Genomic DNA, 22,068 nt, shown 5'->3' on the forward strand with positions numbered 1-22,068 from the left:
TTATTCTTTAAGAGAAATAGTCTTTATATTATCGTCATAAACCCTATCAATTAAAAGGTGTCTAGGATCTATGCCTACTTTTTTAGGTAATGTATCAACTTCAAAAGTGAAAGTCATTTCTGGCTTATTAATTTTTACTCGTTTATCAAATATCAAATGTTCTTCGTCTGTGTCTGAAAACACGCCTATATCTATCCAATCATTTATATCTACTTTAGTTTCATTTCCAATAGAATCTGCTTTGATTTTATAAGATTCTACATTCATTGATACTCTATATTTTCCATTATCTAGTTTCTCATAATTGGCTTCTTTCATCCTGTTATCATAAAGTGTGATTTCCTTGAACCAATCCTTAATTAAATAATTTAAAGAATCTGGAACTTGTGGTTCAAGATATTTTAAAAAATCTAGGGAGGTTGGATATGGAGGCTCTTTATACCTATATTCGGTTAGAAAATCTTTCATTGCCTTATTTACTTTTTCTTCTCCAATATAATCTTGTAAAGCGTATAAAATAACACTGCCCTTACCATAATGGATATGTCCTTGATTTTCTACTTTATATAATGGTAACTCATCTTCTACTTCGACACTTCTTCCCCGTAAATATCTGTCATGATCATATTTAAGGAATTCTCTCATTTTCATTGGTGTTTTAGATATCCCTTTCATGGTCATCAATGCTGAATATTCAGAAAAACTTTCACTTAACATCGTTCCTCCCTGCATAAATGCGCCAACTACTTGATGTGCCCACCATTGATGTGCCATCTCATGAGCGATCACAGCATCAACCACATTATTATCTTCTTCATCTTCTAAATTAATTATAAACCCAATAGCTTCTGAATAAGGCATTGTCCCAGGAAATGCTTGTGCAAAGGAGGCATATCTTGGGAACTCAACTATTCTGCATTGTTTATGATAATATGGTCCAAAATTTTCAGTATAATATTTTAAAGAACGTTCTACGGCATCTAGCATCATATCAACATTCATTGAGTGTTTTTCATCATAATAAACTTCTATGTCAATGCCTTTCCATTTGCGTTTGGCTATTTCATATTTAGCAGAAATAAACGAATAAAAGTTTTGAGAAGGATGATCTGATTTATAATGATAATAATTGCGATTGTTCTCTGTCCATTGTTTCTTTAATGACCCAGGAGCTATTGCTATTTGATCACTTGATGTTGAAATTACCGTTTCAACATTTATATAATCTGAACGTCCATCAGACAAATAATTTATCATACATTTTTCTGAACAGTTTTCCTCTAACTCTGGCATTCTATCTTTAGGCTTCAATCCATATTTTTTACGCGTATTTTTGTCGCTTAATTCAAGACTTGAATTATAGCCTAATGAAGGTAAAATTTCAAAATTATTTAAGAACGTTCCATTTTTAATAACATTGGTGCTTCCTCTTCCATTTTCAAAACCTCTAGTAATATAATTTGCATCTATTTCTATCACAATGGTGCTTTCAGGTTCTAATGGTTTATTTAATTTATAAATCAGATATCCAAATTCTTCATCATCTAAAACCAAATTGGAATTAGGAATATTAATTTCTGGCTCCCATCTTTCATCAATAATAAAGTGAAGTGAATCTATTGTAGTATTGGTTTCGTTAGTGAGTTGCAATTTTGATTTTACCATCACATCTCTCTTGTATGGGAAAATATCAATAAAGTATTTGGCGTCAGTAATTTTAGGAAGGTTAACATTTTCGTACTTTTTATATTTTTTTTCATATTCTGAAGATAAAATCTCTTGCTCATCAGAAGTTCTGTACGTATTTAAAACTTGTGTGTTGTAAAAAACATATCCAGCTACAAAAACCCAAGCTATAATAAATCCTAGAGTTAAAAACTTATAACTTTTAGGCACATCTTTTTTAGCAGTTTTAATTTTTTCCTTTAATGAACTCATAACACCTCTATTCCAGAGAGCTCCTGCAATTAATAAACAAATAATTGCAAATAATATCCAATAGAGATTAAACCACATAGCACCTTTGAAGCCAGGACCAAATCCATTCATGTCAGAATACTGTAAAGAAGGCCCAGCGCCTATTTCGACCATGTTACTCTGTATATCTAAAATGGCAAGAATGATTTCCCAAATAAAAATGACCGTAATTGACACAAAATACCCAACATATTTATTGTTCGTTGCCACCTGAATCATTATCATAACACCGCTCCAAATAATATATATCATTAAGTTGGAGTAAATAAAATCTAGAAAATAAACATCAAGTTCGATTCTGGTATAACCATTTATTAGTTGGTATACCACGCCACAAAAAACAAAAAAGACATGCAATATAGTAGTAACTCCAACCAATGAAAGTGCTTTGGCTGATAACGATATGAGCGATTGGTGTGGCGTAGCATCAATTACCTCGTTTATTTTATTATCTCTATCTCTCCAAATTAACTCACCGCTGAAAAACACAAGGATTATTACTACAAATATACTTGAGGCATTATTTATTAGGTCAATAAGTTTATAAGTCAATGGATAAGATTGCAAGCCGAAATACTCAAAACCACCAACTAAATTAGAAATTAGAATAATGGCACTAAAAATAAATAGGATCTTAAACGTAACACTCTTTACAATACTCAAGAAGTTAACATAGAAAAAGCTTTTAAATTGTAACCAATTCGTTTTATTGTTATATTGAAAATGAAGTTTAGGTAATGAAAATACTTCACCTGGATCCTTGAAATCTTTCTTTTCTTGTTTGATTTTTTTGTTTTTTTCCTGAAAAGAAAAACTAAAATATGACATTAACAATATTACAAAACCTACCAAAACCCAAATAACTCTATTCCATAAGATTAAACCTTCAAAACTTGGGCTAATTGTGTTTTTTTCAATTGGTGTATAATATTGTGTGTGTATTGAATACGTTCTGTTGCCAAAAATATCTGTGAGTGCAGCTAATGTTTCATTATCAACATCAGACATTAAGGTTCCTGAAATAATATATGCAACAATTATAATTAAGGTTCCGGCAAAAGAAATTACAGTACTTCGCCATTTATTAGCAATAGCATAAATAATTGCCCCAACAAAAAACATGTTGGGTAAAACAAATATTAAATAGTTATTTATGAATGTTTCTAAATAAAAGCTACCAAACCGCTCTGTATCTATCCAACCAAAAACTGGAGCCGTAAAAGAACCTATTAATACCCCTATATAAACTCCAAGCAATGGGACGGTTGCTAATAAAAGTGCTCCAAAAAATTTACCGAAAAAATATCCGAATTTATTTAAGGGTGTACTAAAAATTATTTCGTTAAAATTATTATTAAAATCTCTTAAAGCCGCATTATTAAAAAATGCCGTTGCTATTAATAATCCAAAAATTGTCATAACACTTATATAAATAGTTATAACATGTGGTGCATTTTTGTAGACATTACCAAAAGAGTCGCCTATTGTAACATTATCACTTACAATAGCAAAAAAAACCAATAAGCTTATTATACATAAGAATATATAAACCATTGGTTGTTTTAAAGTATATTTTAATTCAGAAAAAAGGAAAGTTTTAAACATTGTATTAAGTCTAATTAGTTATACAAGAATGTTAGATGTATTTATTCTTGAAAAGAATACATCTTCTAAATTGGGTGTTACCAATTCAAATCCATTCTCTGGATGAGATTCACTTAATACATGAATCAGAGGTTTGCCTCCAGACATCTTATTAGAAATAATATTGTAATCATTTGCATATATCTTAAGTTCTTCACGTTCAACGAGCTTTCTATAAACTCTCCCGTCTAACTCATTGATTGCTTCTTGTGGAGATCCTTGATAAACAATTTGGCCTAAATTCATAATAGCCATTTTTGTACATAACTCCCTGACATCATCAACAATATGGGTTGAAAGAATTACTATAACATCTTTACCAACATCTGCCAATAGATTATAAAATCTATTTCTCTCGCTTGGGTCTAATCCAGCTGTAGGCTCATCAACTATTATTAACCTTGGAGCTCCAATAAGAGCTTGAGCAATTCCTACGCGCTGTTTCATACCACCAGAAAAACTCTTTACACTTTTGTTTCTCTTATCATATAAATTAACCTTATCTAGTAAATAATTAACCAACTCTTTTCTTTGAGATTTGTTAACAATGCCTTTTAAAATTGCCATATGATCCAATAATTGTTTTGCAGTAATTCTAGGGTAAACACCAAACTCTTGTGGTAAATAGCCTAATACTTTGCGCAATTCTGCTGGTTCATTAATAATATCTATTTCACCCAAAGTTGCTGTTCCAGAATCTGCTTCCTGAAGTGTAGCTAGAGTCCGCATAAGTGAAGATTTTCCGGCTCCATTTGGACCCAGTAGACCAAAAATCCCGTTTTCAATTTCTATAGAGACATCATCTAAAGCCTTAACGCCATTAGAATATGTTTTTGATAAGTTGGTAATAGTTAATTTATTCATTGAAAGAGTTTTATTATTTAAAATAATTAGACGAGCAAAAGAAAAATTAGTTACAATATAAATATATACAAAAAAAGCCCTTTCTATTTTGAAAGGGCTTTCAATTATATTTTTTTGAAGCGTTAATTAGTGCTGTAATTCTTCTTCGCCTTCTTTTAAAGGTACGTTTTGAGGCACAAAATCGTCATCATGTCCTGGTTTACTATAATCGTAAGCCCAACGATGTACATGAGGTATTTCACCTTCCCAGTTGCCATGTATATGTTTTATTGGTGCTGTCCACTCCAATGTATTTGAACGCCATGGATTTTGAACTGTTTTCTTTCCGTAGAAAATGCTATAGAAGAAGTTCCACAGAAATACAATTTGGAATACTCCACCTATTAATGCAAATATTGTAATTATCACATTTACATTTGATAAATCGTCAAATAATGGAAAGTTACTATTGGTATAATAACGTCTTGGCAAACCAGCCATTCCAATGAAATGCATAGGGAAAAACACACCATAAGCACATATTGCCGTCACCCAGAAATGAACATATCCTAAATTTTTGTTCAGCATTCTTTTAAACATTTTAGGGAACCAGTGATATATTCCAGCAAACATTCCGTAAAGTGCCGAAATTCCCATAACTAAATGGAAATGAGCTACAACAAAATACGTGTCATGAACATTAATATCTAAAGCACTATCTCCCAGAATAATTCCTGTTAAACCACCTGTGATAAATGTTGATACTAAACCAATAGAAAATAACATTGCTGGATTTAATTGTAAATTTCCTTTCCACAACGTAGTAATATAATTGAATGCTTTTACAGCTGAAGGAATTGCAATTAATAATGTTGTAAACGTAAACACAGAACCTAAAAATGGATTCATTCCAGATATAAACATATGATGTCCCCAAACAATAGTTGACAAGAACGCAATTGCCAAAATGGATGCCACCATGGCTCTATATCCAAAAATAGGCTTTCTGGAATTGGTTGCAATAATTTCTGATGTTATACCCAGTGCAGGAAGTAATACAATATAAACTTCAGGATGACCTAAAAACCAGAACAAATGCTCAAATAAAACTGGAGAACCACCTTGATAGTGCAATACTTCTCCTTGAATAAATATATCTGATAAGAAGAATGACGTGCCAAAGCTTCTATCCATTATTAAGAGTAATGCAGCTGACAGTAATACTGGAAACGAAATAACTCCAATAATAGCCGTAATGAAAAATGCCCAAATAGTAAGAGGAAGTCTTGTCATAGACATTCCTTTAGTTCTTAAGTTTATAACTGTAACTATATAGTTTAGTGAACCTAATAACGATGATGCAATAAAAATTCCCATAGACACTAACCACAAAGTCATCCCAGCACCGGAACCAGCTTGTGCTAATGGTAAAGCACTTAATGGTGGATAAATAGTCCAACCTGCTGCAGCCGGGCCAGCCTCAACAAATAAAGAAATGACCATAACAACACTAGACAAAAAGAACATCCAGTAAGACAGCATATTCAAAAAGCCTGAAGCCATATCTCGTGCTCCAATCTGTAATGGAATTAAAAGGTTACTAAATGTACCACTCAATCCAGCAGTAAGTACAAAGAAAACCATGATTGTTCCATGAATAGTAATAAGTGCCAAATAGATATCTGCATCCATGACACCATCTGGAGCCCATTTTCCCAACAGTGCTTCAAACAGGACATTTGGCTGTTCTGGCCATGCAATTTGCATACGAAACAGTAAAGACATTAAAACACCTATTACACCCATGATTGTACCTGTAATCAGGTACTGTTTGGCAATCATTTTATGATCTTGACTAAATATATATTTAGTAACGAAAGTTTCTTTATGATGATGTCCGTGATCGTCGTGAGCGTGTGTATCTTCGTGTGCTGACATAATCTTATAACGTTTTCTTTTTAGTTAATTAGAGAGTTTTTAAATACTTTTTGCTCCTTTATCCAAGCGTCATACTCCTCTTGAGTTTCTACAATAATTTTCATTTGCATATTGTAATGTGACTTACCACAAATTTTGTTGCAAAGCAATAAATAATCAAATTCATAGCGGTCTAGCGCATCTTCTCCATTAGCAATTAATTTATTACTTTCTTCAACTCTTATTCTATTAATATTGGCAACTTTTTCAATCATTTCAGGAGTCTGCCTCATTTCAGCTGTAGTTATTGTAGGAGTAAAACCAAATTGAGTAACCATTCCAGGAACACAATTCATCTGTGCTCTAAAATGTGGCATATAAGCTGAATGCAATACATCTTGAGAACGCATCTTAAATAAAATAGGTCTTCCCACTGGCAAATGTAATTCAGTTGTAATCACATCGTCTTGAGCATTAGGATCTGATTCATCAAGACCTAAAATATTAGCTCTATCTATATCAATTAATCTAACATTCGCTTTACCTAAAACATTATCGTCACCAGCATATCTAGCTTTCCAGTTAAATTGTTGGGCATAGAGTTCTACAACTAAAGGATCGTCATCCATATTAACATTCATAATGTTATTCCAAGTGAAAAGTCCATAAATAATTAAACCTGCAAGTACAATAACTGGTATAATAGTCCAAATGGCTTCAAGCATATTATTATCGGCAAAAAACAAGGCTTTTTTCCCCTTTTCGCCTTTATACTTAAACGCAAAATAGTGTAATAAAAACTGTGTAATAGTTTGAACAATAAAAATGATTACAAAAGATATAATCATTAAATTGTCTAATCCTGGTCCATGTTCGGATGCAGAGTTAGAAACCAATGGTAAATCACCCCATTTTACAAAACAAACTATAGTGATAATGTAAATAAATGCTAAAAAGCCTAACATTAAATATCCATTAACCTTGTTGTCTTTATCTGTGGCAACTTGAGTGTTTTCTGCATTAGCTTGAGCTAAATCAAAAATCTTGACCATTTGCCAAATTGCAACGGTAATAAAAACTAAAACTAAAATTGTTAAAAAAGCAGTCATTGTTGTCGTTCTTCTTTACTTTTAATTAATAATGGAATTGTTCGCTTTCTTTCATAAATGGATACCTCTTCGCCAATAATGGAGCTTTGGTTAATGCTGTAAACACAACAAAAATGAACAATCCAGCAAATAGCAATATTGAGCTTATTTCAGGAATACCCATATACCATCTGTCTCCAACAGTAGCTGGCATAATCATATTAAATATATCTATATAATGTCCAGCTAAAATTACAAGTCCGGCCATAATTACAAACCAAGGTATGCGCTTGTAGTCTGCATTCATCAGCATTAAAAATGGAAAAACAAAATTCATAACAACCATTCCTAAAAATGGTAACTTATAATCTTCAAATCTTGTTACAAAATAGGTAACCTCTTCTGGTATATTTGAATACCAAATAAGCATGAATTGTGAAAACCAAAGATATGTCCAGAAAATACTGAAGGCAAACATATATTTTGCTACGTCATGTAGATGGTTTTCATTTACAAACTCCAAATAGCCTCTAGATTTTAAGTATATTGACATTAATGCTATTACAGTAATGCCACTTACAAACATACTTGCAAAAACATACCATCCAAACAAAGTACTAAACCAATGTGGATCTACACTCATTACCCAGTCCCAAGACATCATAGATTCCGTGTAAATAAAGAAAACTAAAAATCCTGCAGACCAACGAAACAATTTTTTAAAATTACTGTTGTCTTCAGCAGTGTCTTGAGCAGTAGAATATTTTCTAGAAATGTAACGATATAAACTCCAACCTGCAATGAATATTAATCCTCGTATAACAAACCAAGGTAAATTTAAAAACCCCGATTTTCCTTGAATTAACTTATCATGCTCAACAACTTCTGGATCCATCCAAATAAATAAATTATAATGGCCTATAGTTCCTGAAGCAATAGCAATTAATAAAACAATTAAAGCACCAGGCAATAAGTAAGATGTTATCCCTTCCATTACTCTAAATAGTACTGGAGACCAACCAGCTTGTGATGCAATCTGAATTGCATAAAATGCCAAAACTCCCAAAGCTATCATCATAAAAAAGAAAGCAGCAACATATAATGCCGCCCAAGGTCTGTTTGCGATTTGATGCTGTACGTGTTCTACATGCTCTGCATGAGCGTCATGTGTGCTACTAGCTGCATCTTCTCCATGCGTATTGGTCGTGTGTTCATCATGTAATGCTTCCTCATGAGTCGTCTCTTCGGCATGATCACCACCATGATGAGCAGATTCTTCTGCAAGTATCATCTCAACTTCTTCAAAAGATTTATGAGATGTCATAAAACCATATCCAACACCCAACAATCCTAAAATCATCAATGCAATTGAAAATGTCTTTAATTTATTTGAAAACTTGTAATCGTACATATCTATATAATCTTACTTTTCTAAATCTGCCTTTAAGTTTAATACATAAGCAACTACTTGCCAGCGTTCTTCTTCGTTCAATTGATTTGCATAAGAACCCATTGCATTCTTACCATAATAAATAGTATGATAAGTACTTCCTTCTGTTATTGCTCTTCCTGGATCAGAGTAACTTGGTATACCAAGAATCTTTTCACGTTTTACAAGATTACCTTGTCCATCACCTTTATTACCATGACAAATACCACAATAAATATCGTATAATTCTTTTCCTCTTACTAAATCTACGCTGGTAGAATCTAATGGACTGGTTAATGTTGCTTTTGCTAATTCATACCCTTCAGTTGTGTTTTCAATGTCAAATGGCACATATCCCCTAGCAACTGATCCTTGAGGTGGTAACATTGCTGATTGCTCATTAGGAAAAATGTTATATTCTCCATAAGTTTCATAACCAACAGGTTCATACATATTCGGCATAAATTGATAGTTAGGTCTAGAGTCTTTTTGACAGGACACAATTACAACCAAAACTAATGCAACAACTGTTATTTTTAATACGCTTTTCATCATAATTAATGCGCTTCTTCTTTATCAACTATATTTATTTCGACAGCTCCTGTTTCTTCAAGTAAACTTTTAAGTTCTTTTTCATTTCCATGAACCGCTATTTCCATCAAAAAATGATCGTCTGTAGTTCTTGGGTCTGGGTTTTCTGCTTTTTTAAATGGCCACATTCTACTACGCAAATAAAAAGTGATTACCATTAAATGAGCAGCAAAAAAAACAGTCATTTCAAACATAATGGGAACGAATGCAGGCATATTTGCTATATAACTAAAACTTGGTTTACCTCCAATATCTTGAGGCCAGTCTTCAATCATTATGAAATTCATCATTAATATAGCTACTGCTAATCCAACACAACCGTACATAAATGATGTAATTGCGATACGTGTTGGTGCAAGTCCCATAGCTTTATCTAAACCATGTACTGGAAATGGCGTGTAAACTTCTTCAATATGATGCTTTGCTGCTTTTACTTTTTTAACTGCAGACATTAAAATATCATCATCTGTATAAATAGCGTGAATTACTTTTGAAGTTTCCATATGCTACTTTTTGTTTTTTGTTTTACTTTCTTTCCCACCAGATGTTCTTTTATCTGCACCAGTGCCAACTAAACTTCCTCCACTTTCTCTAATATTTTTATAGCGCTCTCCAGAAGATTTTAAGATAGTCTTAACTTCAGCCTGCGCTATTACTGGGAATGTTCTTGAGTACAATAAGAATAAGACGAAGAAAAATCCAACGGTTCCTATAAAAATACCAATATCTACAAATGTTGGTGAGAACATCGTCCAAGATGATGGCAAGTAATCTCTATGCAAAGAAGTCACAATAATCACGAAACGCTCAAACCACATTCCAATATTTACAACAATAGAAATAAAGAAAGAGAACATTATGCTTGTTCTTAATTTCTTAAACCACATAAACTGCGGAGAGAACACATTACAGGTCATCATTGCCCAATATGCCCACCAATAAGGTCCTGTTGCCCTGTTTAAGAATGCATATTGTTCGTATTCAACTCCAGAATACCATGCAATAAACAATTCGGTAATGTAAGCCACACCTACAATAGATCCTGTAATCATAATAACAATGTTCATCAATTCAATGTGTTGAACAGTAATATAATCTTCAAGACTACACACTTTTCTCATAATGATTAGTAGCGTATTTACCATTGCAAATCCAGAGAAAACAGCTCCTGCAACAAAGTACGGTGGGAAAATAGTGGTATGCCAACCAGGAATAACAGACGTTGCGAAATCAAACGATACAATAGTATGTACTGAAAGCACCAGTGGAGTTGCCAATCCTGCAAGTACTAAAGACACCTCTTCAAAGCGTTGCCAGTCTTTTGCTCTACCAGTCCAACCAAAACTTAATAATGAATATATTTTCTTTTGAAATGGTCTTATAGCTCTATCTCTAATCATTGCAAAATCAGGAAGTAATCCGGTCCACCAGAAAACAAGTGATACTGATAAGTACGTTGAAATTGCAAATACATCCCAAAGTAATGGTGAGTTAAAATTCACCCAAAGTGACCCAAATTGGTTTGGAATTGGTAATACCCAATAACCTAACCAAGGACGACCCATGTGTATGATAGGAAATAATCCTGCTTGAATTACCGAGAAAATGGTCATTGCTTCTGCAGAACGGTTAATAGCCATTCTCCATTTTTGACGGAACAATAAAAGTACAGCAGAAATAAGTGTTCCTGCGTGACCAATACCTACCCACCAAACGAAGTTAGTAATATCCCAAGCCCAACCTACGGTTTTATTTAAACCCCAAGTACCAATACCTGTAGATATTGTATAAATGATACATCCAATTCCCCAGAGAAAAGCAGCAAGTGAAATAGAGAAAACTATCCACCATGATTTATTGGCTTTCCCTTCTACAGGTCTTGCCACATCAACAGATACATCGTGATATGATTTTTCCCCTGTAACTAAAGGTCTTCTAATAGGTGCTTCGTAATGAGACGCCATAATCCTTTTATAATTGTTTCTTAATTAATTTATGCTTCAGTTGTATTTCTCACTTTGGTTTGGTACATCACATTTGGTTTTGTCCCAACACTTTCTAATAAGTGATACATACGATTATCTTTTTTAAGGTGTGCTACCTTACTCTCTTTATCATTGATGTCCCCAAAGGTCATTGCACCACTACTGCATGCGGCAGAACAAGCTGTTTTGAATTCTCCATCTTTAATTTGACGCCCATCACGTTTGGCATCTAATATAGTTTTTTGTGTCATTTGAATACACATAGAACATTTTTCCATCACTCCACGAGAACGCACTACCACATCTGGATTTAATACCATTCGACCCAAATCGTCATTCATATAGTAATCAAACTCATCATTATTACTGTATAAGAACCAGTTGAAACGACGTACTTTATAAGGACAGTTATTTGCACAATACCTTGTCCCTACACATCTGTTATATGCCATATGATTTTGACCTTGACGACTATGTGAAGTTGCAGCTACCGGACAAACCGTTTCGCAAGGCGCATGGTTACAATGTTGACACATTACTGGTTGAAAAGCCACTTGAGGGTTTTCAGCTGCACGTTCCATTTCAGCAAATTCATTTAGTGAGCTTCCAAGTCCAGAAATACTATCTTTCTTATCGTTATCATTTTCAAAAGAATCTTCTGACGAATAGTATCTATCTATGCGTAACCAGTGCATATCGCGACTACGTCTTACTTCAGTTTTGCCTACTACTGGTACATTGTTTTCTGCATGACATGCAATCACACACGCACCACATCCCGTACAGGCATTTAAGTCTATAGATAGATTAAAGTGATGCCCAATAGAACGATCAAACTCATCCCAAAGATCAACATCTGGAGAAGTTACTGGAGTTTCAATATGATTTAATGAAACTTTAGGCACTTTGTTCCAGCCATGTTCATGATCTTCTCTATCGTAAGTATTAAAAATTTCGAGTGTGGTTTCTTTAACAATATCTCCTCTTCCCATTAATGTGCTATGTAACTGAACACATGCAAATTCATGTTCTCCAGATACAGCACTAATACTTACTGTTTGAACATTGTTAAAATTTTGGTATAAAGTGTAAGCATTTACGCCTGTTTGCATTTCACTTTTTAAACCTTTAGTCTTTCCGTAACCAAATGCTAATCCAACAGAACCTTTTGCTTGTCCTGGTTGAATAATTACAGGAACTGTAATGGCTTCTCCACCATTTACTGATACATTAGCATAATTACTATTTAATGCTCCGTTTGCAACATAGGTGTTTACCAAACCAAGTGCATCGGCATCGGCTTTTGAGACTGTTAAATAATTGTCCCAGGACGCTCTTGTAATTGGATCTGGAAATTCTTGTAACCATGGATTATTGGCTTGTTGACCATCACCCATTCCTACTTTAGTATATAGTGTTAATTCTAAACCTTCTGAAGCTGGTGTAGAAGCCAAAGCTCGTGCAGCTGCTCCTGCCGAAATAGAATTTAATGATGTACTAGCAGATTCATTTGAATTATTACTATCTTTTTCTTTGAGTCCAAGACCTTCAGCAACATCTTCAATTATTCCGCCAACCCAAGTTTTATCTTCTTCATGTAATGCTTCAGTAGCTACAGATGTATTTCCACCTGAAACAAATGACCCATCATGAAGAGCTTGATTAAATGAAGAACCTCCTAAAACACTTTCATCCCAAGTTTGTTTTATATAATCATGATAAGATAATGGACTTCCAATCCATTCTAACAAAGCATCTTGAAATTGTCTTGTATTAAACAAAGGACGAATTGTTGGTTGCGTTAAGGCAAAGTGTCCCTTTTTAAACTCAACATCTCCCCAAGATTCTAAATAGTGTGGAGCAGCAGCTAAATATTGAGTTTCAGAAGCTGTTTCATCAGCTTTCATTGAAAATGTAATTGATAATTCAGTTTGTTTTAACCCTTCAGCAAAATCCGAAGCGTTTGGTAATGTATATAATGGATTAACGCCATTCATGATAATGGCACCAACTTTACCAGCTTTCATATCGGCTACTAATTCAGCAACCGCTTTATTATCACCTTGTCTTATTTTTATTGGTGCTTCTGAATCGAATGCCTTACTTCCTAAAGCCTCATTAATAGCAAGAACAACGGTTTGAGCATTAACATCTTGAATTCCAGTTACAACAACACCATTACTTCCTGATTTCTTTAGTTGAGAAGCTGCTTTTTGAACTGCATCATCAATGTGTTCTGGCAAATCACCTGAAACTGAACCACCAACAATTAGACTATATAATTTTGCTAAAGCTACTTTCTGTAGGCTTGGAGTTAATGGCACACGCTTGTCTGCATTAGCTCCAGTTAAAGACATATTAGATTCAAACTGAATATGACGAGACATTTTACCGTGATTAGGAACTCGTCCTTTAGCATAACCCGAATCAAATCCACCTCCTTGCCAATCTCCTAAAAAGTCTGCCCCAACAGAAACAATCGTTGATGCTTTTGAGAAATCATAATTTGCTAAACCTCTTTCTCCATATTTTGCTTGGTAAGCGTCTAACGCAGCTGATTCTGAAACTGCATCATAAACTACATGGCGAACATTACCAAATTTTGTAGAGAATTCTGAAATTAATTTGCTTGTTGATGGACTAGCAAACGTTTGTGTTAATAATACAATATCTTTGCTTGCAGCAGCAATGCTTGTGAGCTTTTCTATAGTTTCTTTATCGAATTCACCCCAAGAAATAGCTTGGCCATCTTTTGTAGGCCCTTGAGCTCTTAAACTATCATACAGTCCTAGTACAGATGCATTAACCCTAGCGTTGGCACTTCCGTTTGTAGTAGCCATTCTATTATTAAGGATTCTGATTGGACGACCTTCACGAGTTTTTACTAATACACTTGCAAAATCAAAACCGTCTGCAATAGTAGTTGCATAATAATTAGCAACTCCAGGAACTATTTCTTCAGGCTGAACCACATAAGGAATAGATTTTATAACTGGACCTTCACAAGCAGCCAAAGATGCTGCAGCAGTACTAAAACCAACATACTTTAAGAAATCTCTACGTGTAGTATTAGAAGACTCTAAAGTTTTTTTATCTCCTAAAAACTCATCAACTGGAATTTCTTCAACAAATTCGTTTTGCTTTAGCGTCTCAACAATAGAGCTATTTTGGTTTAGCTCTTCAACACTTTTCCAGTATTTCTTGTTTGATGACATATTATATATGAATTACTTCTTGATAAAATTAATAATGACACTTACCACATTCTAAACCACCCATTTGAGCAGCAGACAATTGGTCAACTTCATACTTTTTAGATAACTCTTCATGTATCTTTGTATAGTATTCATTGTCTTGAACTTTTACATTGGTTTCTCTATGACAGTTAATACACCATCCCATCGTAAGCGGCGCAAACTGTGATACAATTTCCATTTCTTCAATAGGTCCATGACATGTCTGACATTCAACTCCAGCAACACTGACGTGCTGCGAATGGTTGAAATAGGCAAAGTCTGGTAAATTGTGTATTCTAACCCATTTTACAGGTTGAGATTCACCAGTATACTTTTGATCTGCATCACTCCATCCTGCTGCTGCATATAATTTCTGAATTTCACCATCATAGAATTCTTTATTATATTCTGGAGAAATTTCTCCGTTGTATTCATAAATTGATTTATGACAATTCATACATATATTTAAAGACGGAATACCTGAATGCTTACTAACTCTGGCAGATGAATGACAATATTTACAATCAATACCATTATCTCCTGCATGAATCTTATGTGAAAAATGTATTGGTTGAACAGGTTGGTAACCTTGATCAATACCTATTTGCATTAAATAACCAAACACATAATAGCCGCTAGCCAGCAACAAGAATATACAGGTTACCAATACTAAAAACTGATTTTTAACAAAAGCTTTCCAAAGAGGAATACCTTTTGATTCTTCTGGCAAATCAATATTCTGAGCTGCTGCAAAACGACGAAGGGTTTTGTTTACTAAATACAAACCAAATGCTAAAAGCATAAACAATATGGTTAATGCTCCTAGTAAAATTTCGTTTGAAATGCCTGATTCAGTAGATTGAAGAGGTTGTACCGCTCCTCCTCCAGAAGTATCAATAGGATCTGCTTTTACTTCAGCTGTATATGCTAAAATATCACTAATATCCTGATCAGATAATTGTGGCATAGGTGTCATTGCAGCACCGTTGTACTCATTATATATTTTGTTAGCGTAAGCATCTCCAGACTTAATTAGACCTGCACTATTACGAATCCATGCAGATAACCATTCTCGATCAAGTCCTTCATCATCTGCCAATCGTTGTTCCACATTTCGCAATGCAGGTCCTGTCATTTTTTTATCAAGTTGATGACATGCTGCGCAATTAGCATTAAATAACGATTTCCCTTTTACAGGGTCTCCTTCTTGAGCGGAAAGTGAGGTTGAAAACGCGAGTAAAATAATTAAGCAAAAACGAAGAAGGCTTTGACTTAATTTACGGTGAATCACCTGTTTCATATTATTGGTTAAATTAACTTCTAAACTTTGGTACGGTTTTTTCATTTAAATAAAAATAAAAAACACAGTTTTAAACTCAGGCAAAAGTAATACTTAAAGTCGATTTTAGAAATGTTAGCGAACTGTTAATTGCTAATTTAGAGAAATTCTAAATAATAATTTGCACTAACATTAAGTTTATAACTTATACATTTGCATAAATTAATTTAAAAATTAAAATTTTGAATTTTAAACCTTATACATCGGCCATCTTATTAAGCTATTGTTTTTTGGCGTTATCCAATAATATTATCGCACAGGAAGGAACTGTAACTATTAATCAAGATAAGGATATAGATTTATTATTGGCAATTAAGAAACAAATGAACGGATCGGAAGACACTTCTGATAGATATAAAATTCAAGTATATTCTGGTAATATTAATGATGCACAAACCGCAAGGTCTAAAGTCAAGACAACATTTGTCAATTGGAAAACATCATTGATTTTTCAAACACCTAACTATAAAATTTGGGTTGGAAGTTTTAGAACTCAATTGGAAGCAGATAGGGCCTTATTAAAAATCAAGAAAGAGTTTCCAAGCGCCTTTATTCTAAAACCTGAAAAATAAAAAAAAAGACTCAATTGAGTCTCTTTTTTTTATTTCAATTTCTTTTTAACTTCTACTTCATGGAAGGCTTCAATAACATCGCCTTCTTTAATATCGTTATAATTTTTTATTTGCATACCGCAATCATAACCTTTAGCAACTTCTTTAACATCATCTTTAAAACGTTTTAAAGATGCCAATTCTCCAGTATAAACTACAACACCATCACGAATTAATCTTACACTAGAATTTCTGAAAACTTTACCATTAGTTACCATACAACCAGCAATCGACCCGATTTTTGAAACTTTAAAGATTTCACGGATTTCAGCAGTACCAGTAATTTCTTCCTTAAGTTCAGGCGAAAGCATACCTTCCATTGCATCCTTAAGATCGTTAATTGCATCATAAATAATTGAATAAATTCTGATATCTATTTCTTCTTTATCTGCAATAGACCTTGCATTACCCATCGGTCGTACATTAAATCCGATAATAATTGCATCGGACGCTGATGCTAATAAGACATCACTCTCTGTAATAGCACCAACACCTTTGTGAATAATATTAACCTGTATTTCTTCAGTTGATAACTTTTGGAAAGAATCTGTTAATGCTTCAACCGATCCATCCACATCGCCTTTAAGTATAATGTTCAATTCCTGGAAGTCTCCCAAAGCAATTCTTCGGCCAATCTCGTCTAATGTAATATGTCTTTGTGTTCTTACAGATTGTTCACGCTGTAATTGCGTACGTTTTGTAGCAATTTGTTTTGCCTCACGCTCATCTTCAAACACATTGAATTTATCTCCAGCTTGAGGCGCTCCATCCAATCCTAAAATAGATACTGGAGTTGAAGGTCCTGCAGCTGTAACATTCTTCCCTCTTTCATCATGCATTGCTTTGACCTTACCACTATTTTTTCCAGCAAGAACATAATCCCCTATTTTAAGAGTCCCGGCTTGAACCAAAATAGTAGATATATAACCTCTTCCTTTATCTAGGAATGCTTCAACTACTGTTCCATTTGCCTGTTTGTTTGGATTAGCAGTTAGTTCTAATAATTCTGCTTCGAGTAATACTTTTTCTAGTAACTCACTAATTCCTTCTCCTGTTTTAGCTGAAACATCATGAGATTGAATTTTTCCACCCCAATCTTCAACCAATAAATTCATTGAAGCTAACCCTTCTTTAATTTTATCAGGGTTTGCATTTGGTTTATCTATCTTATTAATTGCAAAAACAATAGGCACACTGGCTGCTTGTGCATGTGCAATGGCCTCTTTTGTTTGCGGCATGATATCATCATCAGCAGCTACAACAATAATAGCTAAATCTGTTACCTGTGCACCACGAGCACGCATTGCCGTAAACGCTTCGTGACCTGGAGTATCTAAAAATGTTATTTTTTGGCCATTCTCTAATGTTACTCCATAAGCACCAATATGTTGAGTAATTCCACCTGACTCACCAGCAATTACGTTTTCTTCACGAATATAATCAAGTAATGAGGTTTTTCCATGATCTACGTGTCCCATTACAGTTACAATTGGTGCACGAGGTTCTAAATCTTCTGGTTTATCTTCTACTTCTTCAATAGACTCTTCGATATCTGCTGTTACAAATTCAACATCGTATCCAAATTCTTCAGCAACAATAGAAAGTGTTTCTGCATCAAGACGTTGGTTCATAGTTACCATCATACCAAGTGACATACACGCCGAAATGATTTCTGTAACAGAAACATCCATCATAGTAGCAACCTCACTTGCTGTTACAAATTCTGTAACTTTTAGAATTTTGCTTTCGGCTGCTTCTGCTTGCTGTTCTTTTTCTGATTGCTCTTTATGTAAATCACGTTTTTCACGACGATATTTTGCTCCTTTACCTTTACTTGATTTTCCTTGAAGTTTTTCAAGGGTTTCCCTAATTTGCTTTTGAACTTCCTCTTCGCTAGGTTCTTCCTTAACAATTTGTCTTCTTCCTGTTCCGGGTTTTTTGCCTTTGAATCTATCTGCTCCTTTATTGAAAGATCCATTGCCAGATTGTGGTAACCCTGCCTTGCTAATACGACGTCTTTTTTTCTTATTGGTAGAAGTAGATTTATCGGCATCTTCTTTTTTCTCTTCCTTTTTCTTTTTTGGTTTATTAAATTGAGTTAGATCAATTTTATTGCCTGAAATTTTAGGCCCTGAAAGTTTTTGGTATTTAGTTTTTACTTTTTCTTCTGGAGCAGATTCTTCAACTTTTTCTTTTGGAGAAGTTTTTTCTATTACTTTTTCCTCTTTTACTTCTTTGACAGGTTTTTCAGTCTCAACAGATTTCGGTATTTCTGGAACTTTTTCTACTTCTTCTTTTGGTTTTACAACTTTCTTTTTATCAGCATCCAAATCAATTTTACCAACCTGTTTGGGGCCAGAAAGTGTAGTTGAGGCTTTTATGACTTCTTTGTTTTTTGCCTTTTCACGTTCTAACTCTTCTCTCTCTCTTTGCTCACGTAAGGCTTCTTTCTCTTTTTGTTTTGCTTCACTTACTTCTTGAGATGCCATTTTTTTGACGGCATCAGTTTGAAATTCGCCCGCCAAGATATCATAAGTTTCTTGAGAAATTTTTGTTGTAGGACGTTTTTCAATTTCGACACCTTTTGAGTCTAAAAACTCAACAGCACGATCAAGAGAAATGTTTAGTTCCCGTAATACTTTATTTAATCTAATTGTTTCAGCCATAAATTGCCTTTAATATAACCCTATTTTTTGTTATTCTTCAAACTCTTCTTTCAGAATTCTAATAACATCATTTATTGTTTCTTCTTCTAAATCCGTTCTTTTTACCAGATCATCAACATCTTGTTCTAAAATACTTTTTGCAGTGTCAAGACCAGCTTTACTAAATTCTTCTATAATCCAACCCTCAATTTCATCAGAGAATTCACTCAATTCCACATCTTCTTCGGCACCTTCTCTAAAGACATCTATTTCATAGCCTGTCATTTGTCCAGCCAAACGAATATTGTGCCCTCCACGTCCAATGGCCTTACTTACTTCTTCTGGTTTTAGTATAACTTCGGCTCTTTTTGTTTCTTCATCTATTTTGATAGACGTTACTCTTGCTGGACTTAACGCTCTTGTAATATATAATTGTAGATTATTTGTATAGTTTATAACGTCGATATTTTCATTACCTAACTCACGCACAATGCCATGAATTCTTGAACCTTTCATACCAACACATGCACCAACTGGATCTATTCTATCATCATAAGAATCTACGGCTACTTTTGCTTTTTCACCAGGAATCCTTACTACTTTCTTAATAGTAATCAAACCATCAAAAACTTCAGGAATTTCTTGCTCAAACAATTTCTCTAAAAATACAGGAGTTGTACGAGACATAATAATTGCAGGTTTGTTACCTTTAAGCTCTACACTCTCTATAACACCTCTTACATTGTCTCCTTTTCTAAAGAAATCTGATGGAATTTGTTTTTCTTTAGGCAGAATGATCTCATTGCCTTCATCGTCTAATAAAATTACTGCTCTATGACGAATATGATGTACTTCTGCAGTATAAATCTCTCCAACTAAATCTTTAAACTGTTTGTAAATATTAGTATTGTCGTGCTCATGGATTTTAGAGATTAAATTTTGACGCAATGCTAAAATCGCTCTACGACCAAGATCGATAAGCTTTACTTCTTCTGATACATCTTCACCAACTTCAAAATCTGGCTCTATCTTTCTAGCTTCAGATAATGATATTTCTTGATTTGGTTCTTCGACTTCACCATCTGCAACAACAACACGATTTCTCCAAATCTCTAAATCTCCCTTATCGGGGTTAATGATGATATCGAAATTATCATCATCTCCAAATTTTCTTTTTAATGCACTTCTAAAAACATCTTCTAAAATTGCCATTAACGTTACACGATCAATTAATTTATCGTCTTTAAATTCTGAAAAAGAATCAATTAACGCAAGATTTTCCATAACTCCTTTGAATTAAAATTTAATCATAACTTTTGCTTCTACAATATTGCTGTAAAGTATTTTTTCGTGTTTTTTTACAGTGATTTTTCCTTTACCAACTGGTTTAGGCTCTCTAGTTTTCCATTCTAAAGCAATTTCATTTTCATCAGCGCTTGTTATTTTGCCTTCGAAAGTATTTGAAATTGTTTTAACCTCTAGGACTCTCCCTAAATTCTTTTTATACTGTCGTTTATGTTCTAGTGGTGCAGTTGCCCCAGCAGATGTAACTTCTAAAGAAAAATCTTGTTCTTCTCTATCAAGATTATGTTCTATTGCTCTACTAATAAAAATACAATCTTCTACAGAAACTCCATTATCTCCATCAATTACTACTTTAATTTGATTGTCATCTAAAACTAAAAGGTCGATAAGAAACAAATCGCTTCGTTGGTTTAATGCTTCATCAAGCAATTTTTCAACTGTGGTTTTCAACATTTTTCAGTATAAAAAGAGGGGACTTTTCGTCCCCTCGCTTTTTCATTTTCCTTTACAACGCTGCAAATATAAGACTTTAAATTGATTTTTCCAGCATTAATGCTTAAATTTATAAATAGCAACCTATTCTAAAAATATGAAAAATATACTTGTTCCTACAGATTTTTCTGCACAAGCAGAAAATGCTTTGAAAGTAGCAGCTCAATTGGCAAAAAACCATGATTGCGATATCTATTTATTGCACATGCTAGAATTACCATTGCACAAGGTAGATGCCATAAGCTCTTACAACGATTTGCCAGAAGCCATGTACTTTATGAAGCTTGCACACAAACAATTTGAAGAACTTATGGCTAAAGATTATCTAAAAGGCATCAAACTGCATGAAGCCGTTGAGTTTAAAGAAATATTTAAAGGCGTCTTTCATGCTTGTGAAAAGTTTAAAACAGATTTAATTGTCATGGGTTCACATGGAGCAAGTGGATTAAGAGAGATGATTATTGGTTCAAATGCTGAAAAAGTTGTGAGAACATCCAATACTCCAGTATTAATCGTAAAAAATGAATATGAGGTATTTGAGGTTAACCATTTTGTTTTTGCTTCAAATTTTAAAAAAGAAAATCATGTTGCCTATACAAATGCAGTAAAGTTTGCTAAACTATTTAATGCGAAAATACACTTACTTATTATAATTACTGCAAGTAGTTTTATGACAACAAAAGACGCAAAAAGCAGAATAATCGATTTTGTTAATATATCAGACTTTAAAAATTATACAATTAATATTTACAATGATGAAAGTGTTGAACGAGGAATTATGAATTTCTCGCAATCTATAAAGGCAGATCTTATAGGCATGAGTACTCATGGTAGACAAGGTATCTCACATTTTTTTAATGGAAGTATAAGTGAAGACTTGGTAAACCGTGCCAAGCGTCCAGTAATGACATTTAAGATTTAAAGTAACACTAATTAAAAAACAAAACCTCGAATCTTAAAAAGATT

At 33.7% G+C, this 22,068-nt stretch carries 15 protein-coding genes; 2 read left to right on the forward strand and 13 right to left on the reverse strand.

Annotated elements, in window-relative coordinates:
• The 10 genes from AAFP94_RS10820 to AAFP94_RS10865 all read right to left on the reverse strand — a co-directional run bounded on the left by AAFP94_RS10820 (position 1) and on the right by AAFP94_RS10865 (position 16,010).
• Positions 1–3,582 carry an ABC transporter permease/M1 family aminopeptidase gene (locus AAFP94_RS10820; RefSeq protein ID WP_316662743.1) on the reverse strand — a complete coding sequence of 1,194 codons (3,582 nt, stop codon included), beginning with the start codon at positions 3,580–3,582 and terminating at the stop codon, positions 1–3.
• Between the two features lie 18 nt (positions 3,583–3,600).
• Positions 3,601–4,485 carry an ABC transporter ATP-binding protein gene (locus AAFP94_RS10825; RefSeq protein WP_316662744.1) on the reverse strand — a complete coding sequence of 295 codons (885 nt, stop codon included), beginning with the start codon at positions 4,483–4,485 and terminating at the stop codon, positions 3,601–3,603.
• Positions 4,486–4,611: 126 nt separating this feature from the next.
• Positions 4,612–6,402 (reverse strand): cytochrome c oxidase subunit I, encoded by a 1,791-nt coding sequence (locus AAFP94_RS10830; protein WP_316662745.1) that lies wholly within the window; start codon positions 6,400–6,402, stop codon positions 4,612–4,614.
• Positions 6,403–6,422: 20 nt separating this feature from the next.
• A complete protein-coding gene (locus AAFP94_RS10835) occupies positions 6,423–7,490 on the reverse strand; it encodes a cytochrome c oxidase subunit II (protein ID WP_316662746.1) in 1,068 nt (355 codons plus the stop codon).
• A 25-nt stretch (positions 7,491–7,515) separates the two neighbouring features.
• Entirely contained in the window at positions 7,516–8,880 is a 1,365-nt protein-coding gene (locus AAFP94_RS10840; RefSeq protein WP_316662747.1) for a quinol:cytochrome C oxidoreductase, read from the reverse strand.
• A 12-nt stretch (positions 8,881–8,892) separates the two neighbouring features.
• Complete coding sequence (locus tag AAFP94_RS10845; RefSeq protein ID WP_316662896.1) at positions 8,893–9,450, reverse strand: c-type cytochrome; 558 nt, start codon at positions 9,448–9,450, stop codon at positions 8,893–8,895.
• Positions 9,451–9,455: 5 nt separating this feature from the next.
• Positions 9,456–9,992, reverse strand: coding sequence for a DUF3341 domain-containing protein (locus tag AAFP94_RS10850; RefSeq protein WP_316662748.1), 537 nt, complete (start codon positions 9,990–9,992; stop codon positions 9,456–9,458).
• Between the two features lie 3 nt (positions 9,993–9,995).
• On the reverse strand, positions 9,996–11,453 hold the full coding sequence (gene nrfD, locus AAFP94_RS10855) for an NrfD/PsrC family molybdoenzyme membrane anchor subunit (RefSeq protein ID WP_316662749.1): 1,458 nt from the start codon (positions 11,451–11,453) through the stop codon (positions 9,996–9,998).
• A 29-nt stretch (positions 11,454–11,482) separates the two neighbouring features.
• Entirely contained in the window at positions 11,483–14,689 is a 3,207-nt protein-coding gene (locus AAFP94_RS10860) for a TAT-variant-translocated molybdopterin oxidoreductase (protein ID WP_316662750.1), read from the reverse strand.
• A 28-nt stretch (positions 14,690–14,717) separates the two neighbouring features.
• Positions 14,718–16,010 carry a c-type cytochrome gene (locus tag AAFP94_RS10865; RefSeq protein WP_316662897.1) on the reverse strand — a complete coding sequence of 431 codons (1,293 nt, stop codon included), beginning with the start codon at positions 16,008–16,010 and terminating at the stop codon, positions 14,718–14,720.
• A 221-nt stretch (positions 16,011–16,231) separates the two neighbouring features.
• Here AAFP94_RS10865 and AAFP94_RS10870 point away from each other — a divergent pair, with 221 nt between their 5' ends.
• On the forward strand, positions 16,232–16,621 hold the full coding sequence (locus tag AAFP94_RS10870; protein WP_316662751.1) for an SPOR domain-containing protein: 390 nt from the start codon (positions 16,232–16,234) through the stop codon (positions 16,619–16,621).
• Between the two features lie 29 nt (positions 16,622–16,650).
• On the opposite strand, the gene infB is transcribed toward AAFP94_RS10870, so the two are convergent.
• Genes infB through rimP form a run of 3 tightly spaced genes read right to left on the reverse strand, consistent with a single transcriptional unit; the run spans position 16,651 to position 21,063 of the window.
• Entirely contained in the window at positions 16,651–19,326 is a 2,676-nt protein-coding gene (infB, locus tag AAFP94_RS10875; RefSeq protein ID WP_316662752.1) for a translation initiation factor IF-2, read from the reverse strand.
• Between the two features lie 30 nt (positions 19,327–19,356).
• On the reverse strand, positions 19,357–20,589 hold the full coding sequence (nusA, locus tag AAFP94_RS10880) for a transcription termination factor NusA (protein WP_316662753.1): 1,233 nt from the start codon (positions 20,587–20,589) through the stop codon (positions 19,357–19,359).
• Between the two features lie 12 nt (positions 20,590–20,601).
• Positions 20,602–21,063, reverse strand: coding sequence for a ribosome assembly cofactor RimP (rimP, locus tag AAFP94_RS10885; protein WP_316662755.1), 462 nt, complete (start codon positions 21,061–21,063; stop codon positions 20,602–20,604).
• A gap of 136 nt (positions 21,064–21,199) precedes the next feature.
• On the opposite strand from rimP, the gene AAFP94_RS10890 reads away from it, so the two are divergent.
• The gene (locus AAFP94_RS10890; protein WP_316662756.1) at positions 21,200–22,024 is read left to right on the forward strand and encodes a universal stress protein; all 825 of its coding nucleotides are present in this window, start codon (positions 21,200–21,202) and stop codon (positions 22,022–22,024) included.
• Positions 22,025–22,068 lie beyond the last annotated feature (44 nt).

The sequence above is a fragment of the Gilvirhabdus luticola genome (genome assembly GCF_040117515.1).
In the GTDB taxonomy this organism is placed as follows: Bacteria; Bacteroidota; Bacteroidia; order Flavobacteriales; family Flavobacteriaceae; genus Gilvirhabdus; species Gilvirhabdus luticola.